The sequence below is a fragment of the Pseudomonas sp. PDM18 genome (assembly GCF_014852585.1).
GTDB lineage: Bacteria > Pseudomonadota > Gammaproteobacteria > Pseudomonadales > Pseudomonadaceae > Pseudomonas.
Genome location: NZ_JACVBX010000001.1, coordinates 887,449 through 910,899 on the forward strand (window position 1 = coordinate 887,449; position 23,451 = coordinate 910,899).

A 23,451-nucleotide genomic window follows, 5' to 3' on the forward strand; every position below is an offset into this window, starting at 1 on the left:
GCCCTGCTAAACTCGCGCCCTTTTTTGCCAGGAGGCCGCATGTCCAACGCCCCCACCAGTGAAGTGCTGCTGCGCCAGATCGAGCGCTTCCAGGGCCGCGTCCTGCTCGCCGGCCTGCCCGCCGACGCGCTGCTCGGTGACCTCCCGCAAGCCCGGGGCTGGAGCTGGCACGCCGGCGAAGCCCGGCGGTTGGAAGGTCGTTATCCCGGCCGCTGCCATTTCGGCGCCACGCCGCCGGAAGGCGACTTCGCGGCCGCCGTGCTGTTCCTGCCCAAGTCCCGCGAACTGACCGACTACCTGCTCGCCGCGCTGGCCAGCTGCGTGCCGGACGGCGAGCTGTACCTGGTCGGCGAGAAACGCGCCGGCATCGAACGCGCCAGCAAGCAGCTCGGTGAATTCGGCCGCGCCAGCAAGCTGGACAGCGCCCGCCACTGCCAGCTGTGGCACACGCACATCGACGGCGCGCCGACCGCGCCGGACCTGCATGCCCTCGCGCAACGCTACGAACTGCCGCTGGCCGACGGCCCGCTGCAGGTCATCACCCTGCCCGGCGTGTTCAGCCATGGTCGCCTGGACCGTGGCAGCGCGCTGCTGCTGGAACACCTGGACAAGCTGCCAGCCGGCCATGTGCTGGACTTCGGCTGCGGCGCCGGGGTGCTCGGCGCCACGCTCAAGCGCCGTTATCCGCAGAGCCGCCTGTCCCTGCTGGACGTCGACGCCTTCGCCATCGAAAGCAGCCGCCTGACCCTGGCCGCCAATGGCCTGGAGGGTGAAGTGATCGCCGGCGACGGCATCGACGCCGCGCCGGAAGGCCTCGCTGCCATCGTCAGCAACCCGCCCTTCCACCAGGGCGTGCACACCAGCTACGCCGCCACCGAACACCTGCTGCGCCAGTCGGCACGCCACCTGGCGTCCGGCGGCGAGCTGCGCCTGGTGGCCAACAGCTTCCTGAAATACCCGCCGCTGATCGAACAGCACCTGGGCCCGTGCCGCATCCTGGCCGAGGCCGACGGCTTCCGTATCTACAGCGCCCGGCGCTGATCCAAGGCTCGCACTACACTCCACCGAGCCTGTCGGATCGGCGCATCGCCGCTCGCCCTGAACTATCGAGGACACCCGTGAACCGAAGAATTAGAGATGACGTCGAACTGACTTTCGCCATGGGGCCGAAGGAGAAGCCGCATCATCTGAAGCGCTCCCTCAAGCCGCGCCACCTGAACATGATCGCCATCGGCGGCTCCATCGGCACCGGCCTGTTCGTCGCCTCCGGCAGCACCATCGCCACTGCCGGCCCCGGCGGTGCGCTGCTGGCCTATGCGCTGATCGGCCTGATGGTGTTCTTCCTCATGACCAGCCTCGGCGAGCTGGCGGCGTATATTCCTGATTCCGGCTCGTTCTGCACCTATGGCAGCCGTTTCATCGACGATGGCTTCGGTTTCGCCATGGGCTGGAACTACTGGTACAACTGGGCGGTGACCATCGCCGCCGAACTGGTGGCGGCGCAACTGGTGATGAAGTTCTGGTTCCCGGAAGTCTCGGGCATGTACTGGAGCGCCGGATTCCTCGGCATCATGTTCATGCTCAACTTCTTCTCGGTGAAGGGCTTCGGCGAGAGCGAATTCTGGTTCGCGCTGATCAAGGTGGTGGCCGTGGTCATCTTCATCGGCATCGGCCTCGCCAGCATCATCGGCATCATGCACGGCATCGACAGCCCCGGCTTCAGCAACTTCACCAGCGGTGATGCGCCCTTCGTCGGCGGCCTGCAGGCGATGATCGGGGTGGCGATGATCGCCGGCTTCTCCTTCCAGGGCACCGAACTGATCGGTGTTGCCGCGGGCGAGTCGGAGAACCCGCAGAAGTCCATTCCCATCGCCATTCGCCAGGTGTTCTGGCGAATCCTGATGTTCTATATCCTGTCGATCTTCGTCATCGGCATGCTGATCCCCTACACCGATCCGAACCTGCTCAAGACCGACAGCAGCGACATCAGCACCTCGCCCTTCACCCTGCTGTTCGAGCGCGCGGGCCTCGCCGCCGCGGCGGGCGTGATGAACGCGGTGATCCTCTCGGCGATCCTTTCGGCAGGCAACTCGGGCATGTACGCTTCGACCCGGATGCTCTACACCATGGCCACCCAGGGCAAGGCGCCGCGCCTGTTCACCCAAGTGTCCGAGAGCGGCGTGCCGCGCTACGCCCTCTACGCCACGACGCTGATCGGCGCGCTGTGCTTCCTCACCAGCTTCATCGGCGACAAGACCGTCTACACTTGGCTGCTCAACGCCTCGGGCATGTGCGGCTTCATTGTCTGGCTGGGCATCGCCGTGTCCCATTACCGCTTCCGCAAGGGCTTCGTCCTGCAGGGCGGCAACCTCAACGACCTGCCCTACCGCGCCAAGTGGTTCCCCCTCGGCCCGCTGTTCGCCTTCACCCTGTGTCTGATCATCACCCTGGGGCAGAACTACCAGGCCTTCGTCGGCGAGCACGTAGACTGGGCCGGGCTGGTCGCCACCTACATCACCATCCCGCTGTTCCTGGCGATCTGGCTGGGTTACCGCTTCAAGAACGGCACCCGCTTCATCCGCTACGAGGACATGGACGTTCGCCCGACCCGCGACTGATCCGACGCGCAGGCTTGCCCAAGTCCCGGGACTTGGGCAGAATGCGCCCCGTCCTAGGGGAGTAGTCTCCCGCGAGCGCCCTGCTCGCCCGGTACGCGTCAACACACTTGGTCCACAGACCATGGCGCGTACGATCCAGGCCTGCAGCGTTCAGGCCGGGGTTTGACAAGACCTATGACACGAGCAACCTGACCCGGGGCGGGCAGGTGGCGCGTGTCATGGTGATTAGTCGACCCGCCCCCTTAGGAAGTCTGATGGAATCCCTCTTCGTCCCAACCCTGATCGTTGCCCTCGCGGAAATCGGCGACAAGACGCAATTGCTCGCGCTCGTCCTCGCCGCGCGGTTCCGCAAGCCCTGGCCGATCATCGCCGGGATCATCGCCGCTACCCTGGCCAACCACTTCGCCGCCGGCGCCGTGGGCAGCTGGGTCGCCTCGTTCTTCTCGGAAAGCACGCTGAGCTGGGTGCTGGCCGTGTGCTTCCTGGCGGTCGCTGGCTGGACCCTGATTCCGGACAAGCTGGATGACGACGAAGAAGGTTCGCTGAAGAAATTCGGCCCGTTCCTCACCACCCTGATCGCCTTCTTCCTCGCCGAGATGGGCGACAAGACCCAGGTCGCCACCGTGATGCTGGCCGCGCAGTACCCGCACTTCTGGCTGGTGGTCATCGGCACCACGCTGGGCATGCTGATCGCCAACGTACCGGTCGTCCTGGCGGGCAACTTCGCCGCCGAGCGCCTGCCGCTGAACCTGATCCGCCGCCTGGCCGCCGCCGCCTTCGCCATCCTCGGCCTGGCTGCCGTGTACCACGCACTGAAGCTCTCCGGGGTGTTCTGACCGGCCGCTTTCGTCGGGAGGCTGGCGCGCCGGCCAATGCCTGTGTATCGCCCGCGATACACAGTGGCGCCTGAAGCCTCCCACGACAAAGGATGTCACCATGCCGGAAAAAGACCTGAAGAAAGTCGCCCGCCACCACATCGACCTCGCCTGGAACAAGGGACATCTGGCGCTGGTCGAGCAGCTGCATAGCTCGGACTTCATCTACAAGAGCGCCTTCACCGCCCAGCCGCTGGACAACGCCGGCTACCGGGCGCTGGTGGAGGAGATCCGCAGTGGCATGGAGGACCTGGAAGTGGCCGTGGAGGAATGCATCCGCGAGGGCAACAAGGTCTTCACCTGGAGCACCCTGATGGGCAGCATCGCCCGCCCGGTGCTGGGCTACCCGGCCAGCGACCGCATCGTCAGCATCTCCGCCATGGGCTTCTGGACCTTCAACAGCCAGAACCAGGTGCAGGAGCTGTGCACGCTGTTCGACATGGAAAGCTTCCGCGCGCAGATGGGACTGCCCAACCGTCCCTTCGCCGAGAAGGCGCTGCCCTGACAACGAAAAAGCCCGACCATGCGCCGGGCTTTTTTTGTCTGCTTGCCACCCTGGTCGCGCTCTTGCAGGGAACTCCGTAACAGCTTTTCGTAGGACCGAGGGGGACGCCCAGTCCTTGCTCGCGAACCGGAGCCGCTCGGTGCTGGGCGGATCGCGAGCAAGCTCGCTCCTACAAAGACAGCCGGAGTCAGAGGTAATCGTTGGCGTGGAACCAGGAAATGGCCCGTTCCAGCGTATCCTCCAGCGGCACATGAGATTCGAAGCCCAGCTCCTCGCGGGCCTTGCGGCCGTCGAGGAACTGCCCGCCGGCCATCACCTCGATGGCGGTATCGTCCAGCAGCGGCATCTTGCCGGTCAGCCGGTAGCGCCAGCGGCCCAGTGTCGCCAGCGCACGGGCGCGGTGCAGCGGCATCGGAGTCGGTGCCGGCTTGCCCAGTAGCTTTGCGATGGTGGCAGTCAGCTCACCCATCTCGATGTTGTGCCCGGTGAGCAGGTAGCGCTCGCCCACCCGACCGCGCTCGAGCGCCGTGAGCAGGCCGCGCCCGGCCTCGGAGGCATCGATGACGTTCCTCCGGCCCGGTACGTAGTGCAGCATCTCGTCTCGGCCGATGGCGGTGATCAGGCGCCCGGTGGTCGGGCCGATGTCCAGCTCGCCCAGCACCATGCCAGGAATCCCGATGACCACCGGCAGGCCGCCACGGGCCTGCTCGCGGGCCTGTTCGTCCAGCGCCCACTTGCACATCACGTAGGCGCTCTTGCCGGTGGGCAGTCCTTCGTAGAACAGCCCCTCATGCCCGGGCAGCCCCTGCGGGTGCGAGGGCATGGCGAAGGCCGAGCCAACATAGAGGATGCGCGGCACTTTCGCCTGCAGGCAGGCGGCGTAGAAATGATTGGTCAGGTCCAGTGCGCTGGCCACTTCCTCCTGCCAGCGACGCGGGCGCACCGGGTAATAACCGGCGCTGAAGATCACCGCGTCCAGCCCACTGAGCGCGCGGGCCATGCCCTGGTGATCGAAGAGTTCGGCTACCCGGCACTCAGGCTCGAGGTAGGCCAGGCGCTGGATCTGCGACGAGGGTCGGTGGATCAGCACCAGCTGGTGGCCGGCCGCCTTGATCGCGCGGGCGGCGTGGTGGCCCAGGAGCCCGGTGGCTCCGAGTACAGCGATTTTCACGGGTGCTCCCTGTTCACTGGATAAAGCGGCGCAACTTACGCCGCTCCTGGCCGTTCGAGAGAATCACGAACCCCTGCTCTCAAAACCACTGCTTAATGGGTCTTGGCCTGCTCATAGAGCGGCATGACCTTCGGGATGGCGGCCTGCAGGTTGGCCATCCGCGTACTGTCCGCCGGGTGCGTGCTGAGGATTTCCGGCGGAGCTTCACCGTTCGACGCCTGGCCCATCTTCTGCCACAGGGTCATCGCGGCGTTGGGGTTATAACCGGCTCGCGCTGCCAATTCCAGGCCGATCAGGTCAGCTTCGTTCTCATTCTGCCGACTATTGGGCAGCGTCAGGCTGTATTCGACCACCTGATGGGCCATGTCCACGCTGCTTTGACCCAGTCCCAGCAGCGCGCCGCCAATGCCCAGCCCCATCTGCTCCGCGTAGGCGCGGGACATCGCTTCACGACCGTGCTCACGCAAGGCGTGGGCGATCTCGTGGCCCATCACCGCGGCCAGTTCGTCGTCGGTGAGCTTGAGCTGATCGATCAGCCCGGTGTAGACGATGATCTTGCCACCGGGACCGCAGTTGGCGTTGAGCTCGTCGCTCTTGATCACGTTGACCTCCCACTGCCAGGACGGCGCGTCGGAGCGGAAAGCGCCGGTCTGCGGAATCAACCGCGCGGCAATGGCCTTCACGCGCTTGGCGTCATTGCTGCTGGCATCCAGCTTGCCGGCTTTGGAGGCCTCACCGAGGGTCTGCTGGTAGGACTGCGCATACATCTGGTCGACCTGCGCACTGGACAGCATGCTGAACATGTTCTGTTTGCGATCGACACCGACGACGCCGCCGCTGGTGGTGTTCACCTGCTGGCAAGCGGTGAGGAACAGGGCTGCGGCCAGGCCTGCGACACGAAATACTTTGGGCATGTTGCTCTCCCGAAACAATGCAATCTCCCACGGACAGCGCGCATGGTAGGCCCACCCCCGATGCCCGGCAACTGGTAGAAAACAGCCGGCGCAGCAGTGACTTACGAAATCGCACCGACTCATCGGAAGGTGCCGTGGGGCGGCTGTCGTGGCGTACGCGGTGCACGGCATCGCACCTGCGATCCACACCCGCGAGATAGCCGCAGCCAGCGTCTGATTTCACCCTGAAAACCAGGACGTCGAGGCGCTCGCCACGGCCAGATAATTTCATTTTGACATCACATGCTAGACCTCCCGGTCAGCGCCGACAATCCTGCGACAGGCGGCGAACAGCCGCGTTACAACCCATTACAACGGCCCCCTAAGGAAAATCCCCGGACCTGCCGATACAGATAGACACGCAGACCTCTGGCGCATTCCGGGTACCCGTATGAAATTCAAGTCGATCCAGTTTTCCGTGGTGGCGTTGGCAGGTGCCAGCGTTCTGGCAGTGGTCGCGGCGCTGGTGCTTTACGCGCTGTTCGCCGGCTCGCGGACCCAGGCGCAGGTGCAAGAGCGCACCCAGGCGCTGCTCGAGCAAGTGATCAACGATCGCCTGGTGGCGATCGCGCGCGGCCAGGTCGCACAGATCCAGCGCGAACTGGAATATCCGCTCACCGTCGCACGCGACCTCGCCAACACCAACGCCCTGCTGGACGAGACCGACGCCAATGGCCAGCCGCTGCTGAGCATCGGCCGCGCCGGCATGTCCAACCTGCTGCGCCAGACCGTGGCGCAGAACCCCAAGCTGCTCGACGCCTTCGCCGGCTGGGAACCCAACGCCTTCGCGGGCAACGACAGCCAGTACGCCGGTCTGCCCGGCTACGACGCCAGCGGCCGCTTCATGCCCTGGTGGTACCGCAAGGATGGCGGCCTGACCGTGGAAGCCATGGGCGATACCCTGGAAAGCCAGAAGATGCAGCCCACCGGCGTGCGCGAAGGCGAGTACTACCTCTGCCCGAAAGAGAAGCACCAGCCGTGCATCATCGACCCGGCGCCCTACGAGATGGCCGGCAAGATGGTGCTGATGTCCTCGTTCAACGCGCCGATCATGGTCAAGGGCCAGTTCAAGGGCACCGTCGGCGTGGACCTGTCACTGGACTTCATCCAGGACCTGCTCAAGGCCGCCGACAGCCAGCTCTACGACGGCGCCGGCGAGATGGCGCTGATCTCCACCAATGGCCGCCTGGTCGCCTACACCAAGGACCCGGCCAAGCTCGGCGAACCCGCCAGCAGCGTGCTGGACACCAACGAAGTGGCCAACCTGGCCAAGCTCACCCTTGACCAGCCGCTGACCTCAATGGACAAGGAGCACGGCCACATTGAGCTGTTCCTGCCCTTCACCATCGCCGACTCTGGCGCGCGCTGGACCCTGATGCTGCAACTGCCGCAGGAAGCCGTGCTGGGTGACCTGAACCAGTTGCAGAGCGACCTGAAATCCCAGCGCGATAGCGACACCCTGGGCATGACCCTGGTCGGCTTGCTGATTGCCGCCATCGGCCTGGCCGTGATCTGGCTGGTCGGCCACGGCATCGCCCGGCCGCTGCGCCAGCTGGTCGGCATGCTCGACGACATCGCCCAGGGCGAAGGCGACCTCACCCGCCGCCTGAGCAGCGACCGCGCCGACGAACTGGGCTCCATCGCCAAGGGCTTCAACACCTTCCTCGGCAAGCTGCAGGGCATGATTGGCCAGGTGGTGACCTCGGTGCAGCACGTCAGCGATTCCTCCGAGCACACCGCTGACATCGCCATCCGCACCAACCAGGGCGTGCAGAAGCAGCTAGCAGAAATCGAACTGGTGGCCACGGCCGTCCACGAGATGACCGCCACCGCCCAGGATGTGGCGCGCAACGCCACCCATGCAGCCGAAGCGGCCAATCATGCCGACCAGGCGGCGCACCACGGCAAGCGCATCGTCGAAAGCAGCTCCACGGCGATCCAGGCGCTGGCCAGCGAGATCGGCCGCGCCGTGGGCGTAGTGCAGTCGCTGGCCCGCGACAGCGAGAACATCAACGCAATCCTGGTAGCTATCCGCGGTATCGCCGAGCAGACCAACCTGCTGGCGCTCAACGCCGCCATCGAGGCCGCCCGCGCCGGTGAACAGGGCCGCGGTTTCGCGGTGGTCGCCGACGAGGTGCGCAACCTGGCGCAGAAGACCCAGCAGGCCACCGAGGAAATCCAATCGATGATCCAGCAGCTGCAGAACGGCACCCGCGAAGTGGTGCAGGTGATGCAGCAGAGCCAGGACAAGACCGAGGACAGCGTGCGCCACGCCGGCGAGGCGGCCCAGGCGCTGGAGTCGATCACCCAGGCGGTGTCGGTGATCAACGACATGAACACCCAGATCGCCAGCGCCGCCGAAGAGCAGAGTGCGGTGGCCGAGGACATCAACCGTAACGTCAGCAACATCGGCATGGTCGCCAACCAGGTGGCCGGCGGCGCCGACGAGGCCTCCCAGGCCAGCGCCGAGCTGACCAAACTGGCCGAGCAGCAGCGCCGGCTGGTGAATCAGTTCAAGGTGTGACGATGATCGGCTTGGCCGGGGCGCTGGTCACCGCCGCAACGAGGTTGCTGGCGCCCCCGCTACCGCCCCGTCCCCCTCTCCCTGAGTTAGGGTGAGGGCTGGCCCAAACGCAGGAGTTCCCCCTGTAGGAGCAGGCCATGCCCGCGATCCCGCCCATAGGCGCTCTTACAAGGGGAATTCCGGCATCAGGCCGGCGTCAGACACTCCGGCCCATTGCAGGTCGGATCATTGATGAAATTCGCCAACGCCTGCACACGCAGCCGCGCCTGGGGCAACTGCAGCAACTCCAGCAACCGCGCGGTGGGCGTCTCGTTCGACAGCCATTGCCCCTGCTCCTGCACATCGAGAATCAGCGGCCGGCGCAACTCCCCCGCCGCTTGGGTGAGCATCGCCACGCTGTAATAGGTGTGGCCTTCCACCGGATACGCCTCCCACACCCCCGCGAAGCAGATCAACCCACCACCGGAAACCCAATGCGGCCGCTTGCGCACGCCCAGCCACTCGTAGAAGCCGTTGGCTGGCAGCAGGCAGCGGCGATGGGCGAAGGCGTCACGGAACATTGGCTGTTCGGCGATGGTTTCCGTGCGGGCATGGGCGGGGGTGCGCGACAGGTCCTTCAGCCAGGCCGGCGTCAGGCCCCAGCGCGCGAGGCCGGCATGGCGCGCGCCGTCCTCCTCACGCAGCATCAGCACGCGGGCGCCGGGCGCGACACTCCACTGCGGCTGCAGGTCGGCGGGGAAGCCGGCGTTTTCTGCAAGCTCGCGACTCCAGCGGAACAGGGCGTAACGGCTGGTCATGGGCGGCTGTTCATGAGGCGTAGTTCATGGGGGTCGTAGAGGCGGATCAGCAGAGCAGGACGCCAGGGCCGCCCTCGTGATCATCGGCGCTTCCCGGCAGGGGTTGCGCGGCATTGTACGCGGCGATCAGTTCGCGCGCCTGCTCGGCCACATCGTCCTCCACCCACAGGTGCAGCAAGCCCATGCCCGGCAGCTCGCCGATGCCGCCGACCAGGTGGCGCCCGCCCAAGTGCGACGAAATGCCCTCGTTGGCCAGCATGCCGCCCAGCAGTTCGGCTTCGATCAGGTCGGCGGGTTCGTAGATTCGCTGCATCAATCGTCCTCGCGCTGGACTTCCAGGGTCCACTCCACACCGTCGGTATGGAGCTGGAACAGGATTGGCCGGCAACACACCGGACAATCTTCATAGTAGCTCTGGTCGCCTCCGGACAGGTCAAGCACCGCCTCGGCCGGCTCGCCGCAATAGGGACAGGAATAGGCCTGACTTTCGAGCATCGCTGGTTCCCCCGTGACTTCCGTTTATAATCGCGCGTTCTTTTTGGGTGCCCGCCTGGCCGGTGAGTCGACGGCATACCCTTCCGGGCCGTCTATTTCGCGGCCCGTCCTCCCCAAAATTCATAGAGAGCATGATGGGCGAGTTCGAAGCCATCCGACCGTACAACGACGCCGAAGTCCCGGCTGTCCTGCAGCGCCTGCTGAGCGATGACGCCTTCCTCGGCGCGCTGGCGCGTTACCGTTTCCCGCGTCTGTCCGGTCCGTTCGGCTGGCTGCTCAGACCACTTATAGCCCATCGGCTGGCCCGCGAAGTCACCGGCATCCGCAGCGTCAGCGAGCTGCAGCACAAAGTCGAGCCCTACGTCGACCGGACCATCGAACACGCCACCGACGGCGTCACCTATTCGGGCGTTGAGCGCCTGCAATCCGGCCGCGCCTACCTGTTCATCGCCAACCACCGCGACATCGTGGTGGACCCGGCCTTCTGCAACTACGCGATCTACCACGCCAAGCTGCCTACGCCGCGCATCGCAATCGGCGACAACCTGCTGCAGAAGCCATTCGTCAGCGACCTGATGCGCCTGAACAAGAGCTTCATCGTGCACCGCTCGATCAGCGGCCGTCGCGAGAAGCTGGCGGCGTACCAGAACCTCTCGGCCTACATCAATCACTCGATCTGCCAGGACGGCCAGTCGATCTGGATCGCCCAGGCCGAGGGCCGCGCCAAGGACGGTGACGACCGTACCGACTCGGCGATCCTCAAGATGTTCCACATGAGCCGCAAGGACGAGCCGTTCGCCGAAGTGATCCGCCAGCTGCACCTGATCCCGGTGTCCATCAGCTACGAGTACGACCCGTGCGACGCCGCCAAGGCCCGCGAGCTGTTCACCCGCGCAACCACCGGCGAATACAGGAAGGCGCCGGGCGAGGACGACCGCAGCATCGTGCAGGGCATCACCGGCTACAAGGGCCGCGTGCACATCAACTTCGGCGAAGAGATCACCGGCGACTTTGCCGACACCAAGCAGCTCGCCGCCGAGCTGGACCGGCAGATCCTCGGCAACTACCGGTTGTTCCCGGTGCACTACCTCGCGTACGAGGCCTCCGACCTGCGCGACGCCGCGCTGAACGTGCCGCGCGCCGAGACCCTGTTCAAGGCCGAGGAACTGCAGCGCGCGCGCACCGAATGGGAGCGTCGCCTGGGCGAATGCCCCGCGGAGCAGCGCGGCCATCTGATCCTGCAGTACGCCAACCCGGTGCTGAACCAGTACCGGCTCAAGCAGCAGGCATGAAAAAAGGCGCCCTGGGGCGCCTTTTTAATTTCATCCGTTACTGATTCAGCTGCGTGCTATACCAGCTCACCATCACCGCCAACACCATGCAGGCGAAACCGAAACGGTAGAAAAAGCGGTTCATCCGCGCGGTGGGCTCGATGCTGTCCAGCGGCACCGGCGCGATTTCGCTCTCGGCGGCCAGGCGCGCCAGGGCGAGGCGCTCGCGGCGGCGGGTCGCCAGCAGCAGCCAGCCTCCGGCCAGGGCGAAGAAAAGGGCCAGGTCGTTCACGATACGACCAGGATGGGCCTGGAAAAGACTCCAGAGCGCCTGCAGCGACATCACAACCTCCGCTTCAGAACTGCACGCCATCGACTTCGAAGCAAAGCGGGGGTCAGTCTGGACGAACGGGCATGGCCCGTCATGGATGAGAAACAATCGACGCGCATTTTATCCGCTGGCCCGCCACGGCAGCCAGTGCGCAACGCTTATTTACGACGAGCGTAAGAGTTATCGAGAAAGGGTCTAAGACCTCTCCCGCCCTCTGGCACGTTGCTGGCTTTAAGGAATTCTGCAAACCCGGTCTTTCGCCAAGGAGATTCGCCATGCTCGACATCGTCCCCCACGAAAATGCCTACTTGATCGAACACCTCGAGGAAATCGAAGCCGTGGTCGTCGAACTCTCGTTCAACGTCCAGGACGACCACTGGCTCGTCTACACCCAGGCCTGTGGCCACGAACACCTGGACCTGCCGGAAACCGACGAGCGCATGCGTTCGTTCGAGGTCGACCCGTACCGCCAGGCCGCCTGATCGCCGCCGATCAGCGCCCATGAAAAAGCCCGCCATTCGGCGGGCTTTTTCATATCCCTCTCGATCAGCGCTGGTTCAGCGTCTGGCCGATGGTCGGGTCCTTGAACACGCGGGTCAGCGCGTCGCTGAGCACGTCGCTCACCAGCTTGGTGTTGGTCGCCTGGTTGGGCGCCATACCGAAACGCTGGTTGGTCGAGGCGCCGTAGCGGCCGCTGTAGCGACGAGTGCCGCTCTGCACGTCGGCGCGGAAAGTGGCGCCGATATCGGCCTCGGTAACGTACATGCCTTCCTTGGGCGACTGGTACTTCAGCTCGGCCAGGGTCAGGGTCAGTTGCGGTGCGTTGTAGGCGTTGGCCGACGGGGTGAAGCCCAGCAGGCGCACGGCGGTTTCAGCCTGCAGCTGCAGCTTGGGGATCACGTCTTCGCTGCGCACGGTCAACTGGCTGGTTTCCGAATACAGACCGCCTCGGGTACCCAGCGCGGTGCTCGGACGACCGTCGACGACTTTCACCACCACCGGCTGGCCTTGGCCAACGGCGGCGACCGGCCCCTTGAACTCGGGCGTCGGGTTGAGTTGTTGCGGGCTGAGGGCGCAGCCGGTCAAGGTCAGGCTGGCGGCAGCGATAAAGCCGAGCAACAGGCGAGGCAGCATGCTCATCTCTCCATGGGTTAAGCGATGGCCGGCAGTATACCGGCGGGCAGCGCGGTCAGATAGCGCTTGGCCATTGGACGCGGAACCCGTTCTCAGGGTTCCCTCGCCGCGCGTCGATAGGCCGCCTTGACCCAGCTGCAGGCAAGACGCGCCGGAAGGGGGCACAAAGGGTCAATCAAGGGGTAGACACTAGGAAAAAAGTCTAAGGTGCAGAGCTTTTTTTTGTGTTTCGCCGTTATAATCGCCCCCCGATTATAAGGACGCCTCCTGGTCGGGCCCCGCACGATGCCGACACACCGTGTCTCGCCTCTGCCACCCCTCAAAGAGAGTCGCCACTCGCCTCGGTCACTGGCCGTCGCGCTTTGTACGTTCGTTGCGCAGAACTTGGCAAGGATGCAGCCGCCCCCTCCGCATGGAGACCGGACCGGCCCGCGACGACGATCCCCTTTGAGCTTCACGCCTCCAAAAGAGCGTGATCGAAGGTTTTTCACTACTTCACGAGAGTGTGGCGAGCAATGAAGAGTTTTGCGTTGGTAGCACCATTGACGTCTGACCCCGCAGCACTGAATCGCTTTTTCGGCACCGGAAGCCGCGCCTAAGCGCCACTTTCGGATGCACTTGCGGATGAATTCGTCCGCCGTGGACTGCCGAGAGGGTGCGCACTTCCCTTTCTCCGATCCCGGCCCGAGACATTCCGCGAAAGGTCCTTTGCGACCTGAGAAGAATTCGGACATGCGGCTTTCGCGCAACGAGCGCAAGGCCCCTGTCACAACTGGCTGCTGATAGTTTTGGAGACGCGTTAATGGCGCAGAACGAAATCGAATCGATGGACGTGCTGCTGGTCGGCGCCGGCATCATGAGCGCAACCCTGGCTGTCCTGCTCAAGGAAGTAGATCCGGGCGTCAAGCTCGAGATCGTCGAACTGCAGGAATCCGGAGCCATCGAGAGTTCCAACCCGTGGAACAACGCCGGTACCGGTCACGCCGGCCTCTGCGAGCTGAACTACACCCCGCAGGCGGCTGACGGCTCGATCGACATCAAGAAGGCGGTGAACATCAACGCCCAGTTCGAGGTGTCCAAGCAGTTCTGGGCCTACCTGACCGGGAAGGATGCCTTCGGCGCGCCGCGCAACTTCATCAACCCCGTTCCGCACATGAGCTTCGTGCGTGGCAAGGACATTCCTTTCCTGAAGAAGCGCCATGAGCTGCTCAGCCAGCACCATGCCTTCTCCTCGATGGAATACACCGAGGACCGCGCGAAGATCGCCGACTGGGCCCCGCTGACCATCCCCGGCCGCCCGGCCGACGAGCAGGTCGCGATGACCCGCGTGGAAAGCGGCACCGACGTCAACTTCGGCGCCCTGACCAACCAACTGCTGAGCTACCTCTCCAGCCGCGAAGGCAGCGAAGTCCGCTACTTCCAGAAGGTCGTGGGACTCGAGCGCGCAGGCGACGGCTGGCTGGTGGACATCAAGAACACCCAGACCGGCGACGCCCGCAAGGTCAAGGCGAAGTTCGTCTTCCTCGGCGCCGGTGGCGGCGCGCTGCCGCTGCTGCAGATGTCCGGCATCCCGGAAAGCAAGGGTTTCGGCGGCTTCCCGGTGAGCGGCCAGTGGCTGCGTTGCGACAACCCCGAAGTGGTCAAGCACCACCAGGCCAAGGTCTACAGCCAGGCCGAAGTGGGCGCCCCGCCGATGTCCGTGCCGCACCTGGACACCCGCGTGGTCGAGGGCAAGACCTCCCTGCTGTTCGGCCCGTACGCTGGCTTCTCCACCAAGTTCCTGCGCCACGGTTCGTTCCTCGACCTGCCGCTCTCGGTGCGCACCAGCAACCTGCTGCCGATGCTCGCCGTGGCCCGTGACAACATGGACCTCACCCGCTACCTGGTGAAGGAAGTCATGCAGTCCATGGACCAGCGTATCGAAGCCCTGCGCAAGTTCTACCCGGAACTGAACCCAGCCGACTGGCGCCTCGAAACCGCTGGCCAGCGCGTGCAGATCATCAAGAAGGACCCGAAGAAAGGCGGCATCCTGCAGTTCGGTACCGAACTGGTGGCAGCCCAGGACGGCAGCATCGCCGCCCTGCTCGGCGCCTCGCCGGGTGCCTCGGTCACCGTCTCGATCATGCTGGGCCTGCTGGAGCGCTGCTTCCCCGAGCGCTACAAGTCGGCCGAGTGGACCGCGAAGCTCAAGGAGATCTTCCCGGCCCGCGAGAAGCAGCTGGAAACCGACGCCGCGGTGTACCGCGAAGTCAACCAGATGACCGCAGACCGTCTGCAGATCGTCGCCGCGTCCTGAGTGCCGCACTCATGAAAAAGCCCGCCATCCGGCGGGCTTTTTCGTTTCTGTCTTCGCAAGAGGTCAATGGCAGCTGACCATCCAGCCGACGCCGAAACGGTCGGTGAGCATGCCGAAGCGCTGCGCCCAGAAGGTCTTCTCCAGCGACATCTCCACCCGCCCCTCCTCCGCCAGGGCGGCGAATGCCTGCTCCGCCGCCACCACGCTGCGCAGCGTCAGGTGCAGGGAGAAACCATTGAAAGTGGCGTTGTGCTCACCGCGGCCATCGGACAGGAAGACTTCCGTCTCGCCGATCTGCAGGCTGGCGTGCATCACCTTGTCCAGCCAGCCATCAGGCACCGGCGATGGGCCGGGCGCTTCCTCGAAGCGCATCAAACCTCCGAGCTGGGCGCCCACCGCGCGTTGGTAGAAGGCAATGGCCTCATCGGCGCGACCATGGAAAAACAGATAGGGCTGTACTTGCACGGCTTCGTCCTCGCCTTGTCGTTATCGTTCTGAGAAGAAGTCTAGGCGGGGATTGCACAGCGGGCTCTGTTCGCGAGCAAGCTCGCTCCTACAGGGTGAGCCCGCTTTTCGTAGGAGCGAGCTTGCTCGCGAACCGCCCTGAAGAAAAAAGCCCGCACAAGGCGGGCTTTTCAGCGGTTCGCAGCGGTCAGCCGCGAGCGGCCTTGATCACTTCGATGTAGGGCTCGGCCTGGCGCTGGTCCTGGATCAGGGCGATGAAGTCCTGGCCCTGGGCATCCTTGGCGGACAGGTCGTAACCGGCTTCGACGAAGAAGCCGACGAAGCGCTCGAAGTCGTCGATGCGCAGGCCGCGGTAGGCCTTGACCAGCTTGTGCAGGGACGCCGGGGTGTCGTCGGCCGGTTCCACGTCGAGGAACAGCTTGATGGCGTCGTCGTTGATCTCTTCGCCAATCACCTGCTTCTTGTCTTTACGCATCGCTCGCTTCTCTCTACGGCTGTCTCGGGGATCGCGGCCGGCAACGGCTCAGGCCGGGCACCACGGGTCGGGCAGTTTAACCCTGCGCCGTGCGCGGCTCAACGCGCGCGCACCGCGCCGGTATGCAGGTCGGCCCAAATATGGCCGTTGCCGTAGGTGAGGAACTGCACGTAGACGGTGCCGTTGCGCAGCAGGTCGAGCAGCTGTGGATAAGCCGCCTGCGGGTAGTACAGACTGAGCACGCGGGTCTTTTCGTCGTAGGCCGGCTTCTTCAGGCTCTTGCCCTCGGCGTCGAAGCTGATGACCACTTGGCTGATCTGCGCGCCCTTGTTCAGCGGCTTGCCCTTGAGGCGCAGCAGCGAAGGCGTGGTGATCGGGATCGGCTGCTGGTTGGACTGGCGCTGGTTGCCCAGCACCACGCTGTATTCGGTGACTTGCAGCAGTTGCTGCTGCTCCGGCTCGCCCTGGCGCAAACCGGCGTCGTCCGGCGGCAGGAACTGGCTGTGCATCGGCGCGGCAATGGTCATCCCGGCAAAGCCGAGGGGAAGGCAGAACAACAGCGCCAGCAAGGCGCCCGGCATGCGAACGGACATCATCACCTCCGCGGGACAGGGCCAAGCACTCTAGCACGCGCCCGAAGCGCCACGACAGGCGCACATGGCGAGCCCGGTGATACATTGATAGCCTTCGAAGCAACAACCCCAACACATTGACAACGTCCATGCTGCACAACGTCTCCGACCTCGACCTGCGCCTGCTGCGCATCTTCGCCTGCGTGGTGCGCTGCGGTGGCTTCTCCGCCGCACAGGGCGAATTGGGCATGGGCCAGTCGACCATCAGCACGCACATCGCCAGTCTGGAGACGCGCCTGGGCTATCGCCTGTGCGAGCGCGGCAAGAGCGGCTTCCGCCTGACCGAGAAAGGCGAGCGGGTGCTGGATTACGCGCAGAGCCTGTTCGCCGCGCTGGGCGACTTCCGCGATCAGGTGCAGTCCCTGGCCGGGCGTCTGGTCGGCGAGCTGCACCTGGGCCTGGCCGACAACATCGCCACCCTCCCCGACGCCCGCATCCACCAGACCCTGGCGCGCTTCAACCGCCGCGACCAGGATGTGCGCCTGCATTTCCTCATCGAATCTTCCAGCGAGCTGGAACGTCTGGTGCTCAGTGGCAGACTGCACCTGGCCATCGCCTGCTTCAGCCGCCGCCTGCCGAACCTGCGCTACGAGCCGCTGTACCATGAGCGAGTGGCGGTGTTCTGCGGACGCGGGCATCCGCTGTTCAACAAGCAGGTGAAAGATGCCGGAGAACTGGAAAGCTGCGACTGGATCCAGCACGGCTACGCGGTGGCCGATGTGCAGTTGCCCGCCGACCCACAACGCAGCACGGCCTTCGCCCAGCACATGGAAGCTGTGCTCCACGCGGTGCGCGCCGGCACTCACCTGGGCTACCTGCCCACGCACTATGCCGAACGCTGGATCGAACAGGGTGAGATGCGCGCACTGCTGCCGGACAGCCTCGGCTACGGCATCACCCACAGCCTGGTGGTGCGCGACGAGCCCGGGCACAACGAAGCGCTCCAGGCGCTGGTCGAGGACCTGCGCCGGGAGCACGGGGTGACACCGATCAGCGCGGCGCGGTGATGTGCTTGATGTCGAAGAACGCCGACAGGCCCCACGGGCCCAGCTCGCGGCCAATGCCGCTGCGCTTGCCGCCGCCCCAGGAGGTCTGCGGGAATACCACTTGCGGCGAGTTCAGCCAGACGTTGCCAGCCTCAAGGTTCTCGGCGACACGCTGGGCGCGCTCGAGGTCGGCGCTGCACACGGTGGCGGCCAGGGCGAAATCGCTGTCGTTGGCCTGGCGCAGGGCATCCGCTTCATCACTGAAGGTGCGCACGCACAGCACCGGGCCGAAGATTTCCTCGCGCCACAAGCGGCTATCCGGCGGTACGTCGGTGTACACGGTCGGCTGGATGAACCAGCCCTCGGCCGCTTCGCCGCCGGTCAGGCAGGCCAGGCCTTCGTCGCGGGCCACCGCGAAGTAGTCGAGCACCTTGCGGTACTGCGCCTCGCTGGTCATCGGCCCCATGTCGGTCTCGCCGAGCAGCGAGTCACCGACGCGCAGGCCTTCCACCGCGGCCTTCAGCTTCGCCAGCAGCGGCGCGGCAATAGACTCCTGCACCAACAGGCGCGAGGTGGCGGAGCACATCTGCCCGGCGTTCCAGTAGACGCCGGCGATGATCCACTGCACGGCCTCGTCCAGGTCGCAGTCCTCGAACACCAGGATCGGCGACTTACCGCCCAGCTCCAAGCCCACCGGCAGGGTGCGCGCGGCGGCGGCTTCCATGACCTTGCGGCCGACGACGTTGCTGCCGGTGAAGGACAGCTTGGCGATGCCCGGATGGCTGCACAGCGCAGCGCCGGCATCGGCCAGGCCCGGCACCAGGTTCAGCACGCCGGCCGGCAGGCCGATAGCGTCGGCGATCTCGCCCAGCACCAGTTCGATCAGCGGGGTGATCTCCGAGGGCTTGAGCACCACGGTGCAGCCCGCCGCCAGGGCCGGCGCGACTTTCCAGGCGCTGGTCACCAGCGGGAAGTTCCATGGCACGATCAGGCCGACCACGCCGATGGGCTCGAAGCGGGTCTGCGAGCGGTACCCGGCATCCGGCAGGGCCACCTCGGCGTTCTGCCGGACGTCCAGCTGGTCAGCCAGTTCGGCGTAGTAGGCGAAGGTGGCGATGGCGTCGCCGATATCGATTTCCGCTTCCAGGCGCGGCTTGCCGCTGGCCTGCATCTGCAGGGCGATAAGCGCTTCGCTGCGAGCTTCGAGCTGCTCGGCGAAGGCGCGCAGGTAACCGGCGCGCTGGGCGGCGCTGGTTAGTTTCCAGTCGGCGAAGGCGCGCTTGGCGGCAGCGACGGCGCGCTCCACGTCGGACACACCAGCGCAGGCGACTTCCGGCAGCGCTTCACGGGTGGCGGGAGCGATCGGGCGCAGGACGGCGCCGCTGTCGGCGGACTGCCATTGGCCATCGATATAAAGGAGACGGGACATGCGAACCTCGGACGGTTGTCTGGTGAGGGTCGCAGGATAGGGGGAGCATGCATCGGCAAAAATGCGAGCCACCCCATGCACGCATCGATGCAGACAGATGTGTCAGAGGACTGTAGGAGCGAGCTTGCTCGCGAACAGACTCAGCAGACGCAGCGGAGCTGGGCGGTTCGCGAGCAAGCTCGCTCCTACGAAAAGCAATCGCTCAGGCGAATTGCGAGCGCATCCACGCCAGATAGTCTGCAGCACCTGCCTCGCCCTCGCGGGGCGCCCACTGCCCGCGCTCGTCCTCACCCAGCGGCACGAAGGGGCCGGCCTTGGCTTCGAACATGATGCTGTCCGGCTCCAGCGCCACGATGGCGTGGAAGGTGCCCGGCGGCAGGTCCGCACCGACGCAATCGCCGCCCGCGCGCAGTACGCGGGTAGTCAGCAGCTCGCCGTTATCGGAAAAAATCAGCAGGCCCAGCGCGCCCTTCACCACCAGCAGGCTCTCGGCCTTGTCCGGATGACGGTGGCAATGCGGCGGGATGTAGCTGTCGGGCTGCAGCGCATTGAGCAGCCGATGACACGGCTCGGTCTGCTCATGGAAGTTGTGGTTCTGCCGGCGCCGGGGGCTGGCAGCGGCGCGTGCCGCGACCTCGTCGAACAGCGCGCTGTCGAGAAAACGCGGCCCGCTCATCGTCAGAGACCTTTTACGGCGAAGATACCGGCGGCGTTGCGCCAGTAGCCTTTGTAGTCCATGCCGTAGCCGAAGATGTAGCGGTCGATGCAGGACAGGCCCACGTAGTCGGCCTTCAGGTCCGGACGGGCCTTGCGGTCGTGGTCCTTGTCGATCAGCACGGCAGTGTGCACGCGCTTGGCGCCGGCGTGCTTGCAGAAGTCCATGATCGCCGAGAGGGTGTGCCCTTCGTCGAGGATGTCGTCGATGATCAGCACTTCGCGGTCGATGAAGGAGATTTCCGGCTTGGCCTTCCAGAACAGCTCGCCGCCGGTGGTTTCGTTGCGGTAACGGGTCGCATGCAGGTAGGAGGCTTCCAGCGGGAAATTCAGCAGCGGAAGCAACTTGCCGGAGAAGATCAGGCCGCCGTTCATCACGCAGAACACCACCGGATTGGTGTCGGCCAGCGAGCCATTGATGGCCTCGGCCACACGGGCGATGGCGGCCTCTACCTCGGCGTTGGTGTACAGGCAGTCGGCTTCGGCCATGACTTGGCGGATGTGCGCGAGATCGACGGACATGGGGTTCTCCCGTGAAAAAGTGCGCAAAGGTACCTATCGGCGTGCCACGGAGCAAGGGTCAGCGGACGAATGTCGCCGACAATCGTGGCCCAAGGTAGCTAGGATGCATTACGCTACCGCAATTTTTTTGCCAGCCCGTCCGGAGAACCCGTCCATGCCCGTCCTCGAGATCCGCCATCCCCTGATCCGCCACAAGATCGGACTGATGCGCCGTCACGATATCAGTACCAAGAATTTCCGCGAGCTGGCCCAGGAAGTAGGCGCCCTGCTGACCTACGAGGCGACCAAGGACCTGCCGCTGGAGAACTACGAGATCGAAGGCTGGGCCGGCCCGGTACAGGTCGAGAAGATCGCCGGCAAGAAGATCACCGTGGTGCCGATCCTGCGCGCCGGCATCGGCATGCTTGACGGCGTGCTCAGCCTGATTCCGGGTGCCAAGGTCAGCGCCGTGGGCGTGGCGCGCAACGAGGAAACCCTCGAAGCGCACACCTACCTGGAAAAGCTCGCGCCGGACATCGCCGAGCGCCGTTCGCTGATCATCGACCCGATGCTCGCCACCGGCGGCTCGATGGTCGCCACCATCGACCTGCTCAAGAAAGCCGGCAGCAAGGACATCCGCGCCATGGTGCTGGTGGCCGCTCCCGAAGGGATCAAGGCAGTCAACGATGCGCATCCGGACGTGCTCATCCTGACCGCTTCCATCGACCAGTGCCTGAACGAGAACGGGTACATCATGCCGGGCCTGGGCGACGCCGGTGACAAGATCTTCGGCACCAAGCAGAAGGAAACCTGATAGATGGCCGATGAATTCAACGAACCGCTGTGGCGCCAGGTTATTTCCGGCGCGCAGATGCTCTTCGTGGCCTTCGGCGCACTGGTGCTGATGCCGCTGATCACCGGCCTGGACCCGAACGTCGCGCTGTTCACCGCCGGCTTCGGCACCCTGATGTTCCAGATCGTCACCGGCCGCCAGGTTCCGGTTTTCCTGGCCTCGAGCTTCGCCTTCATCACCCCGATCATCCTCGCCAAGGGCCAGTTCGGCCTGGCGGCGACCATGGGTGGGGTAGTGGCGGCAGGCTTCGTCTACACCTTCCTGGGCCTGGCGGTGAAGGTCAAGGGCACCGGTTTCATCGACCGCCTGCTACCGCCAGTGGTCATCGGCCCGGTGATCATCTCCATCGGCCTGGCCATGGCTCCCATCGCCGCCAACATGGCGATGGGCAAGGCCGGTGACGGCACCGAGCTGATCCCCTACAAGACCGCCATGTTCATCTCCATGCCGGCGCTGCTGACCACCCTGATCGTCGCCGTGTTCGGCAAGGGCATGCTGCGCCTGGTACCGATCATCGCCGGCGTGCTGGTGGGCTACGGCCTGTCCTTCGCCTTCGGCGTGGTCGACGTGGCGAAGATCGTCGCTGCGCCCTGGCTGGAGCTGCCGAAGTTCACTGCGCCGGAATTCAACTGGCAGGCCATCCTGTTCATCGTTCCGGTGGCGCTGGCCCCGGCCATCGAGCACATCGGCGGCGTCATCGCGGTGGGCGGCGTGACCGGCAAGAACTACCTGAAGACCCCGGGCCTGCACCGCACCCTGCTGGGCGACGGCATCGCCACCTCCGCCGCCGGCCTGTTCGGCGGGCCGCCGAACACCACCTATGCCGAAGTCACCGGCGCGGTGATGCTGACCAAGAACTACAACCCGAAGATCATGACCTGGGCGGCGGTGTTCGCCATCAGCCTAGCCTTCGTCGGCAAGTTCGGCGCCATCCTGCAAAGCATCCCGGTCCCGGTGATGGGCGGCATCCTCTGCCTACTGTTCGGCACCATCGCCTCGGTGGGCATGAACACCCTGATCCGCCATAAGGTGGACCTGTCCCAGGCGCGCAACCTGTGCATCGTCTCGGTCACTCTGGTGTTTGGCATCGGCGGCGTACTGATCGGCACCGGCACCGGCCCGGACGACTTCGGCCTGAAGGGCATTGCCCTGTGCGCGATCGTCGCCATTTTGCTCAACCTGATCCTGCCCGGCGAAGAAGGCTGGGAGAACAAGGCGCTGGAACAAGGCGCCGGCGACTCCTCCGCTGACACGCCCGCCGAGTGAGGCAGCGGCGCCGCCGGAGGGCGGCGCCGAAGCCCACGTAAAGTTGGGCGAACGCCACATGCCGAACACGGTCCATTCAGCATGACAGTTCGATTCCGACAGGAGGCACTGCCCATCCGCTTCGCCTCGCTCGTCCCGTTTTCCCCGTCGCAGGTGCGCCCGTGAGCCGTGCCGCGTGGCTGCTGCTCGGCCTGATCGGCGCCTCGCTGATCCCCCTCGCCATCGGCGGCCGGGAGATGCTCGAGCATGTCCTGGCCTTCCCCCTCGACCAGTTGCTGATCATGTTCGGCATGATCTGCCTGTGCTGGCTGATCAACGCGCAGAAGCTGCGGGTGCTGCTCAACGGCCGCGCCGGCGAGATCGGCAAGGTACGCTCAGTGGGCATCATCATGGCCTCGGAGTTCGCCTTCTACGCGACCCCCGGCGGCACCGGCGGCCCGCTGACCCTGATGGCCCTGCTCGCCCGCCGCGGCATGCGCCCGGCGCACAGCAGCGCGATCTTCGCCGTGGACCAGTTGAGCGACCTGCTGTTCTTTCTCTGCGCACTGGCCGCGGTGCTGGTGTGGGCGCTGTCGCACAGCGTCAGCCCGAACCTGGAGACATCGCTGATCACCAGCGGCGTGCTGCTGGGTGGAATCTTCTTCGGCGTCGTGCTGCTCGCACGCTTCCAGCGCCAGGTGATCACGGCCAACGGGCGCCTGTTCAAGCGTCTGGGGATGAAGCCACGCACGCGCCTGCACTGGGCGCGCAAATGCCTGCATTTCCGCGACACACTGGTGAGCTGCCTGCGCCAGCCCAAGCGCCGGCTGCTACTGATCTTCTTCTTTACCTGCTGCCACTGGGTGCTGCGCTTCTCGGTGCTCTACATCACCTTGAAGGCGCTGGGCGTAGACCTGCACTGGGCCTGGGCCTTCCTGATCCAGCTGCTGTCGCTGGCCGCAGGTCTCGCCACGCTGCTGCCCGGTGGCGCAGGAGGCACGGAGCTGACCAGCGCCGCACTGCTCGCCCCGCTGGTGGGCAAGTCCACGGCGGCCGCGGCCATCCTGATCTGGCGCGTGGTGACCTACTACTTCTACCTGGTGATGGGCGCGCCGGTATTCGCCCTGATGGCGGGCCGGCCGTTGCTGCGCAAGCTGATGGGGTTGCGGGAAAGCGCCTGA

Annotated in this window: 25 protein-coding genes and 1 riboswitch; of the genes, 12 read left to right on the plus strand and 13 right to left on the minus strand. The window is 65.3% G+C overall.

The window, feature by feature from the left end:
* Nucleotides 1-39 precede the first annotated feature (39 nt).
* The 4 genes from IB274_RS04315 (at nucleotide 40) to IB274_RS04330 (ending at nucleotide 3,998) form a co-directional block, all read left to right on the plus strand.
* Nucleotides 40-1,041: a class I SAM-dependent methyltransferase gene (locus IB274_RS04315; RefSeq protein WP_192430801.1), complete on the plus strand. Its 1,002-nt coding sequence runs from the start codon at nucleotides 40-42 to the stop codon at nucleotides 1,039-1,041.
* 119 nt (nucleotides 1,042-1,160) lie between these two features.
* Nucleotides 1,161-2,618, plus strand: a complete 1,458-nt coding sequence (locus IB274_RS04320) for an amino acid permease (RefSeq protein WP_192430926.1) — start codon at nucleotides 1,161-1,163, stop codon at nucleotides 2,616-2,618.
* A gap of 44 nt (nucleotides 2,619-2,662) precedes the next feature.
* Nucleotides 2,663-2,866, plus strand: a riboswitch (yybP-ykoY riboswitch).
* 6 nt (nucleotides 2,867-2,872) lie between these two features.
* The gene (locus tag IB274_RS04325) at nucleotides 2,873-3,454 is read left to right on the plus strand and encodes a TMEM165/GDT1 family protein (protein WP_081516290.1); all 582 of its coding nucleotides are present in this window, start codon (nucleotides 2,873-2,875) and stop codon (nucleotides 3,452-3,454) included.
* Nucleotides 3,455-3,554: 100 nt separating this feature from the next.
* Nucleotides 3,555-3,998, plus strand: a complete 444-nt coding sequence (locus IB274_RS04330; RefSeq protein ID WP_192430802.1) for a ketosteroid isomerase-related protein — start codon at nucleotides 3,555-3,557, stop codon at nucleotides 3,996-3,998.
* A gap of 187 nt (nucleotides 3,999-4,185) precedes the next feature.
* On the opposite strand, the gene IB274_RS04335 is transcribed toward IB274_RS04330, so the two are convergent.
* Together IB274_RS04335 and IB274_RS04340 are read right to left on the minus strand one after the other, a co-directional pair.
* Nucleotides 4,186-5,169 carry an NAD-dependent epimerase/dehydratase family protein gene (locus IB274_RS04335; RefSeq protein WP_138216039.1) on the minus strand — a complete coding sequence of 328 codons (984 nt, stop codon included), beginning with the start codon at nucleotides 5,167-5,169 and terminating at the stop codon, nucleotides 4,186-4,188.
* A 92-nt stretch (nucleotides 5,170-5,261) separates the two neighbouring features.
* The gene (locus tag IB274_RS04340) at nucleotides 5,262-6,083 is read right to left on the minus strand and encodes a M48 family metallopeptidase (protein ID WP_192430803.1); all 822 of its coding nucleotides are present in this window, start codon (nucleotides 6,081-6,083) and stop codon (nucleotides 5,262-5,264) included.
* A 430-nt stretch (nucleotides 6,084-6,513) separates the two neighbouring features.
* On the opposite strand from IB274_RS04340, the gene IB274_RS04345 reads away from it, so the two are divergent.
* Nucleotides 6,514-8,646: a methyl-accepting chemotaxis protein gene (locus IB274_RS04345; RefSeq protein WP_192430804.1), complete on the plus strand. Its 2,133-nt coding sequence runs from the start codon at nucleotides 6,514-6,516 to the stop codon at nucleotides 8,644-8,646.
* 185 nt (nucleotides 8,647-8,831) lie between these two features.
* Here IB274_RS04345 and IB274_RS04350 read toward each other — a convergent pair whose 3' ends face one another.
* The 3 genes from IB274_RS04350 to IB274_RS04360 are packed head-to-tail and all read right to left on the minus strand — an operon-like array spanning nucleotide 8,832 to nucleotide 9,938.
* The gene (locus tag IB274_RS04350; protein WP_192430805.1) at nucleotides 8,832-9,443 is read right to left on the minus strand and encodes an SOS response-associated peptidase; all 612 of its coding nucleotides are present in this window, start codon (nucleotides 9,441-9,443) and stop codon (nucleotides 8,832-8,834) included.
* A gap of 46 nt (nucleotides 9,444-9,489) precedes the next feature.
* A complete protein-coding gene (locus IB274_RS04355; protein WP_192430806.1) occupies nucleotides 9,490-9,756 on the minus strand; it encodes a putative signal transducing protein in 267 nt (88 codons plus the stop codon).
* Nucleotides 9,756-9,938 carry a CPXCG motif-containing cysteine-rich protein gene (locus IB274_RS04360; protein WP_192430807.1) on the minus strand — a complete coding sequence of 61 codons (183 nt, stop codon included), beginning with the start codon at nucleotides 9,936-9,938 and terminating at the stop codon, nucleotides 9,756-9,758. The genes IB274_RS04355 and IB274_RS04360 overlap by 1 nt, the downstream gene beginning before the upstream one ends.
* 131 nt (nucleotides 9,939-10,069) lie before the next feature.
* On the opposite strand from IB274_RS04360, the gene IB274_RS04365 reads away from it, so the two are divergent.
* Nucleotides 10,070-11,230 (plus strand): 1-acyl-sn-glycerol-3-phosphate acyltransferase, encoded by a 1,161-nt coding sequence (locus IB274_RS04365; protein ID WP_192430808.1) that lies wholly within the window; start codon nucleotides 10,070-10,072, stop codon nucleotides 11,228-11,230.
* A gap of 37 nt (nucleotides 11,231-11,267) precedes the next feature.
* Here IB274_RS04365 and IB274_RS04370 read toward each other — a convergent pair whose 3' ends face one another.
* Nucleotides 11,268-11,552 (minus strand): hypothetical protein, encoded by a 285-nt coding sequence (locus IB274_RS04370; RefSeq protein ID WP_192430809.1) that lies wholly within the window; start codon nucleotides 11,550-11,552, stop codon nucleotides 11,268-11,270.
* A gap of 263 nt (nucleotides 11,553-11,815) precedes the next feature.
* Between IB274_RS04370 and IB274_RS04375 the strand changes: the two genes are divergently transcribed.
* A complete protein-coding gene (locus IB274_RS04375) occupies nucleotides 11,816-12,022 on the plus strand; it encodes a hypothetical protein (protein ID WP_081516299.1) in 207 nt (68 codons plus the stop codon).
* Nucleotides 12,023-12,086: 64 nt separating this feature from the next.
* Here IB274_RS04375 and IB274_RS04380 read toward each other — a convergent pair whose 3' ends face one another.
* Nucleotides 12,087-12,674, minus strand: a complete 588-nt coding sequence (locus IB274_RS04380; RefSeq protein WP_081516300.1) for a YajG family lipoprotein — start codon at nucleotides 12,672-12,674, stop codon at nucleotides 12,087-12,089.
* Between the two features lie 802 nt (nucleotides 12,675-13,476).
* Here IB274_RS04380 and mqo point away from each other — a divergent pair.
* Complete coding sequence (gene mqo, locus IB274_RS04385; RefSeq protein ID WP_192430810.1) at nucleotides 13,477-14,970, plus strand: malate dehydrogenase (quinone); 1,494 nt, start codon at nucleotides 13,477-13,479, stop codon at nucleotides 14,968-14,970.
* Between the two features lie 63 nt (nucleotides 14,971-15,033).
* Here the strand turns inward: mqo and IB274_RS04390 are convergent, their stop codons facing one another.
* The 3 genes from IB274_RS04390 to IB274_RS04400 all read right to left on the minus strand — a co-directional run bounded on the left by IB274_RS04390 (nucleotide 15,034) and on the right by IB274_RS04400 (nucleotide 16,503).
* Nucleotides 15,034-15,435, minus strand: coding sequence for a VOC family protein (locus IB274_RS04390; RefSeq protein WP_192430811.1), 402 nt, complete (start codon nucleotides 15,433-15,435; stop codon nucleotides 15,034-15,036).
* Between the two features lie 187 nt (nucleotides 15,436-15,622).
* Complete coding sequence (locus tag IB274_RS04395) at nucleotides 15,623-15,910, minus strand: PA4642 family protein (RefSeq protein ID WP_017519723.1); 288 nt, start codon at nucleotides 15,908-15,910, stop codon at nucleotides 15,623-15,625.
* A gap of 98 nt (nucleotides 15,911-16,008) precedes the next feature.
* Entirely contained in the window at nucleotides 16,009-16,503 is a 495-nt protein-coding gene (locus IB274_RS04400) for a hypothetical protein (RefSeq protein WP_192430812.1), read from the minus strand.
* A 128-nt stretch (nucleotides 16,504-16,631) separates the two neighbouring features.
* On the opposite strand from IB274_RS04400, the gene IB274_RS04405 reads away from it, so the two are divergent.
* Nucleotides 16,632-17,549 carry a LysR family transcriptional regulator gene (locus IB274_RS04405; RefSeq protein WP_192430813.1) on the plus strand — a complete coding sequence of 306 codons (918 nt, stop codon included), beginning with the start codon at nucleotides 16,632-16,634 and terminating at the stop codon, nucleotides 17,547-17,549.
* Here IB274_RS04405 and IB274_RS04410 read toward each other — a convergent pair.
* From IB274_RS04410 to IB274_RS04420, 3 genes are all read right to left on the minus strand, one after another.
* Nucleotides 17,533-18,957, minus strand: a complete 1,425-nt coding sequence (locus IB274_RS04410) for an aldehyde dehydrogenase family protein (RefSeq protein ID WP_192430814.1) — start codon at nucleotides 18,955-18,957, stop codon at nucleotides 17,533-17,535. The genes IB274_RS04405 and IB274_RS04410 overlap by 17 nt on opposite strands.
* 202 nt (nucleotides 18,958-19,159) lie before the next feature.
* Nucleotides 19,160-19,633, minus strand: a complete 474-nt coding sequence (locus IB274_RS04415) for a WbuC family cupin fold metalloprotein (RefSeq protein ID WP_192430815.1) — start codon at nucleotides 19,631-19,633, stop codon at nucleotides 19,160-19,162.
* Between the two features lie 2 nt (nucleotides 19,634-19,635).
* Entirely contained in the window at nucleotides 19,636-20,193 is a 558-nt protein-coding gene (locus tag IB274_RS04420) for a hypoxanthine-guanine phosphoribosyltransferase (protein ID WP_017519718.1), read from the minus strand.
* A 154-nt stretch (nucleotides 20,194-20,347) separates the two neighbouring features.
* Here IB274_RS04420 and upp point away from each other — a divergent pair, with 154 nt between their 5' ends.
* From upp to IB274_RS04435, 3 genes are all read left to right on the plus strand, one after another.
* Nucleotides 20,348-20,986: a uracil phosphoribosyltransferase gene (gene upp / locus IB274_RS04425; protein WP_081516307.1), complete on the plus strand. Its 639-nt coding sequence runs from the start codon at nucleotides 20,348-20,350 to the stop codon at nucleotides 20,984-20,986.
* Nucleotides 20,987-20,989: 3 nt separating this feature from the next.
* Nucleotides 20,990-22,291, plus strand: coding sequence for a uracil-xanthine permease family protein (locus IB274_RS04430; protein WP_192430816.1), 1,302 nt, complete (start codon nucleotides 20,990-20,992; stop codon nucleotides 22,289-22,291).
* Nucleotides 22,292-22,452: 161 nt separating this feature from the next.
* Nucleotides 22,453-23,451, plus strand: a complete 999-nt coding sequence (locus tag IB274_RS04435) for a lysylphosphatidylglycerol synthase transmembrane domain-containing protein (RefSeq protein ID WP_192430817.1) — start codon at nucleotides 22,453-22,455, stop codon at nucleotides 23,449-23,451.

What these genes read in the sequence shown, in the direction of transcription:
- IB274_RS04315 (WP_192430801.1), top strand. Translation starts at nt 40, where the DNA reads ATGTCCAACGCCCCCACCAGTGAAGTGCTGCTGCGCCAGATCGAGCGC.
- IB274_RS04320 (WP_192430926.1), top strand. Translation starts at nt 1,161, where the DNA reads ATGGGGCCGAAGGAGAAGCCGCATCATCTGAAGCGCTCCCTCAAGCCG.
- IB274_RS04325 (WP_081516290.1), top strand. Translation starts at nt 2,873, where the DNA reads ATGGAATCCCTCTTCGTCCCAACCCTGATCGTTGCCCTCGCGGAAATC.
- IB274_RS04330 (WP_192430802.1), top strand. Translation starts at nt 3,555, where the DNA reads ATGCCGGAAAAAGACCTGAAGAAAGTCGCCCGCCACCACATCGACCTC.
- IB274_RS04340 (WP_192430803.1), bottom strand. Translation starts at nt 6,083, where the DNA reads ATGCCCAAAGTATTTCGTGTCGCAGGCCTGGCCGCAGCCCTGTTCCTC.
- IB274_RS04345 (WP_192430804.1), top strand. Translation starts at nt 6,514, where the DNA reads ATGAAATTCAAGTCGATCCAGTTTTCCGTGGTGGCGTTGGCAGGTGCC.
- IB274_RS04350 (WP_192430805.1), bottom strand. Translation starts at nt 9,443, where the DNA reads ATGACCAGCCGTTACGCCCTGTTCCGCTGGAGTCGCGAGCTTGCAGAA.
- IB274_RS04355 (WP_192430806.1), bottom strand. Translation starts at nt 9,756, where the DNA reads ATGCAGCGAATCTACGAACCCGCCGACCTGATCGAAGCCGAACTGCTG.
- IB274_RS04360 (WP_192430807.1), bottom strand. Translation starts at nt 9,938, where the DNA reads ATGCTCGAAAGTCAGGCCTATTCCTGTCCCTATTGCGGCGAGCCGGCC.
- IB274_RS04365 (WP_192430808.1), top strand. Translation starts at nt 10,070, where the DNA reads ATGATGGGCGAGTTCGAAGCCATCCGACCGTACAACGACGCCGAAGTC.
- IB274_RS04370 (WP_192430809.1), bottom strand. Translation starts at nt 11,552, where the DNA reads ATGTCGCTGCAGGCGCTCTGGAGTCTTTTCCAGGCCCATCCTGGTCGT.
- IB274_RS04375 (WP_081516299.1), top strand. Translation starts at nt 11,816, where the DNA reads ATGCTCGACATCGTCCCCCACGAAAATGCCTACTTGATCGAACACCTC.
- IB274_RS04380 (WP_081516300.1), bottom strand. Translation starts at nt 12,674, where the DNA reads ATGCTGCCTCGCCTGTTGCTCGGCTTTATCGCTGCCGCCAGCCTGACC.
- mqo (WP_192430810.1), top strand. Translation starts at nt 13,477, where the DNA reads ATGGCGCAGAACGAAATCGAATCGATGGACGTGCTGCTGGTCGGCGCC.
- IB274_RS04395 (WP_017519723.1), bottom strand. Translation starts at nt 15,910, where the DNA reads ATGCGTAAAGACAAGAAGCAGGTGATTGGCGAAGAGATCAACGACGAC.
- IB274_RS04400 (WP_192430812.1), bottom strand. Translation starts at nt 16,503, where the DNA reads ATGTCCGTTCGCATGCCGGGCGCCTTGCTGGCGCTGTTGTTCTGCCTT.
- IB274_RS04405 (WP_192430813.1), top strand. Translation starts at nt 16,632, where the DNA reads ATGCTGCACAACGTCTCCGACCTCGACCTGCGCCTGCTGCGCATCTTC.
- IB274_RS04410 (WP_192430814.1), bottom strand. Translation starts at nt 18,957, where the DNA reads ATGTCCCGTCTCCTTTATATCGATGGCCAATGGCAGTCCGCCGACAGC.
- IB274_RS04415 (WP_192430815.1), bottom strand. Translation starts at nt 19,633, where the DNA reads ATGAGCGGGCCGCGTTTTCTCGACAGCGCGCTGTTCGACGAGGTCGCG.
- IB274_RS04420 (WP_017519718.1), bottom strand. Translation starts at nt 20,193, where the DNA reads ATGTCCGTCGATCTCGCGCACATCCGCCAAGTCATGGCCGAAGCCGAC.
- upp (WP_081516307.1), top strand. Translation starts at nt 20,348, where the DNA reads ATGCCCGTCCTCGAGATCCGCCATCCCCTGATCCGCCACAAGATCGGA.
- IB274_RS04430 (WP_192430816.1), top strand. Translation starts at nt 20,990, where the DNA reads ATGGCCGATGAATTCAACGAACCGCTGTGGCGCCAGGTTATTTCCGGC.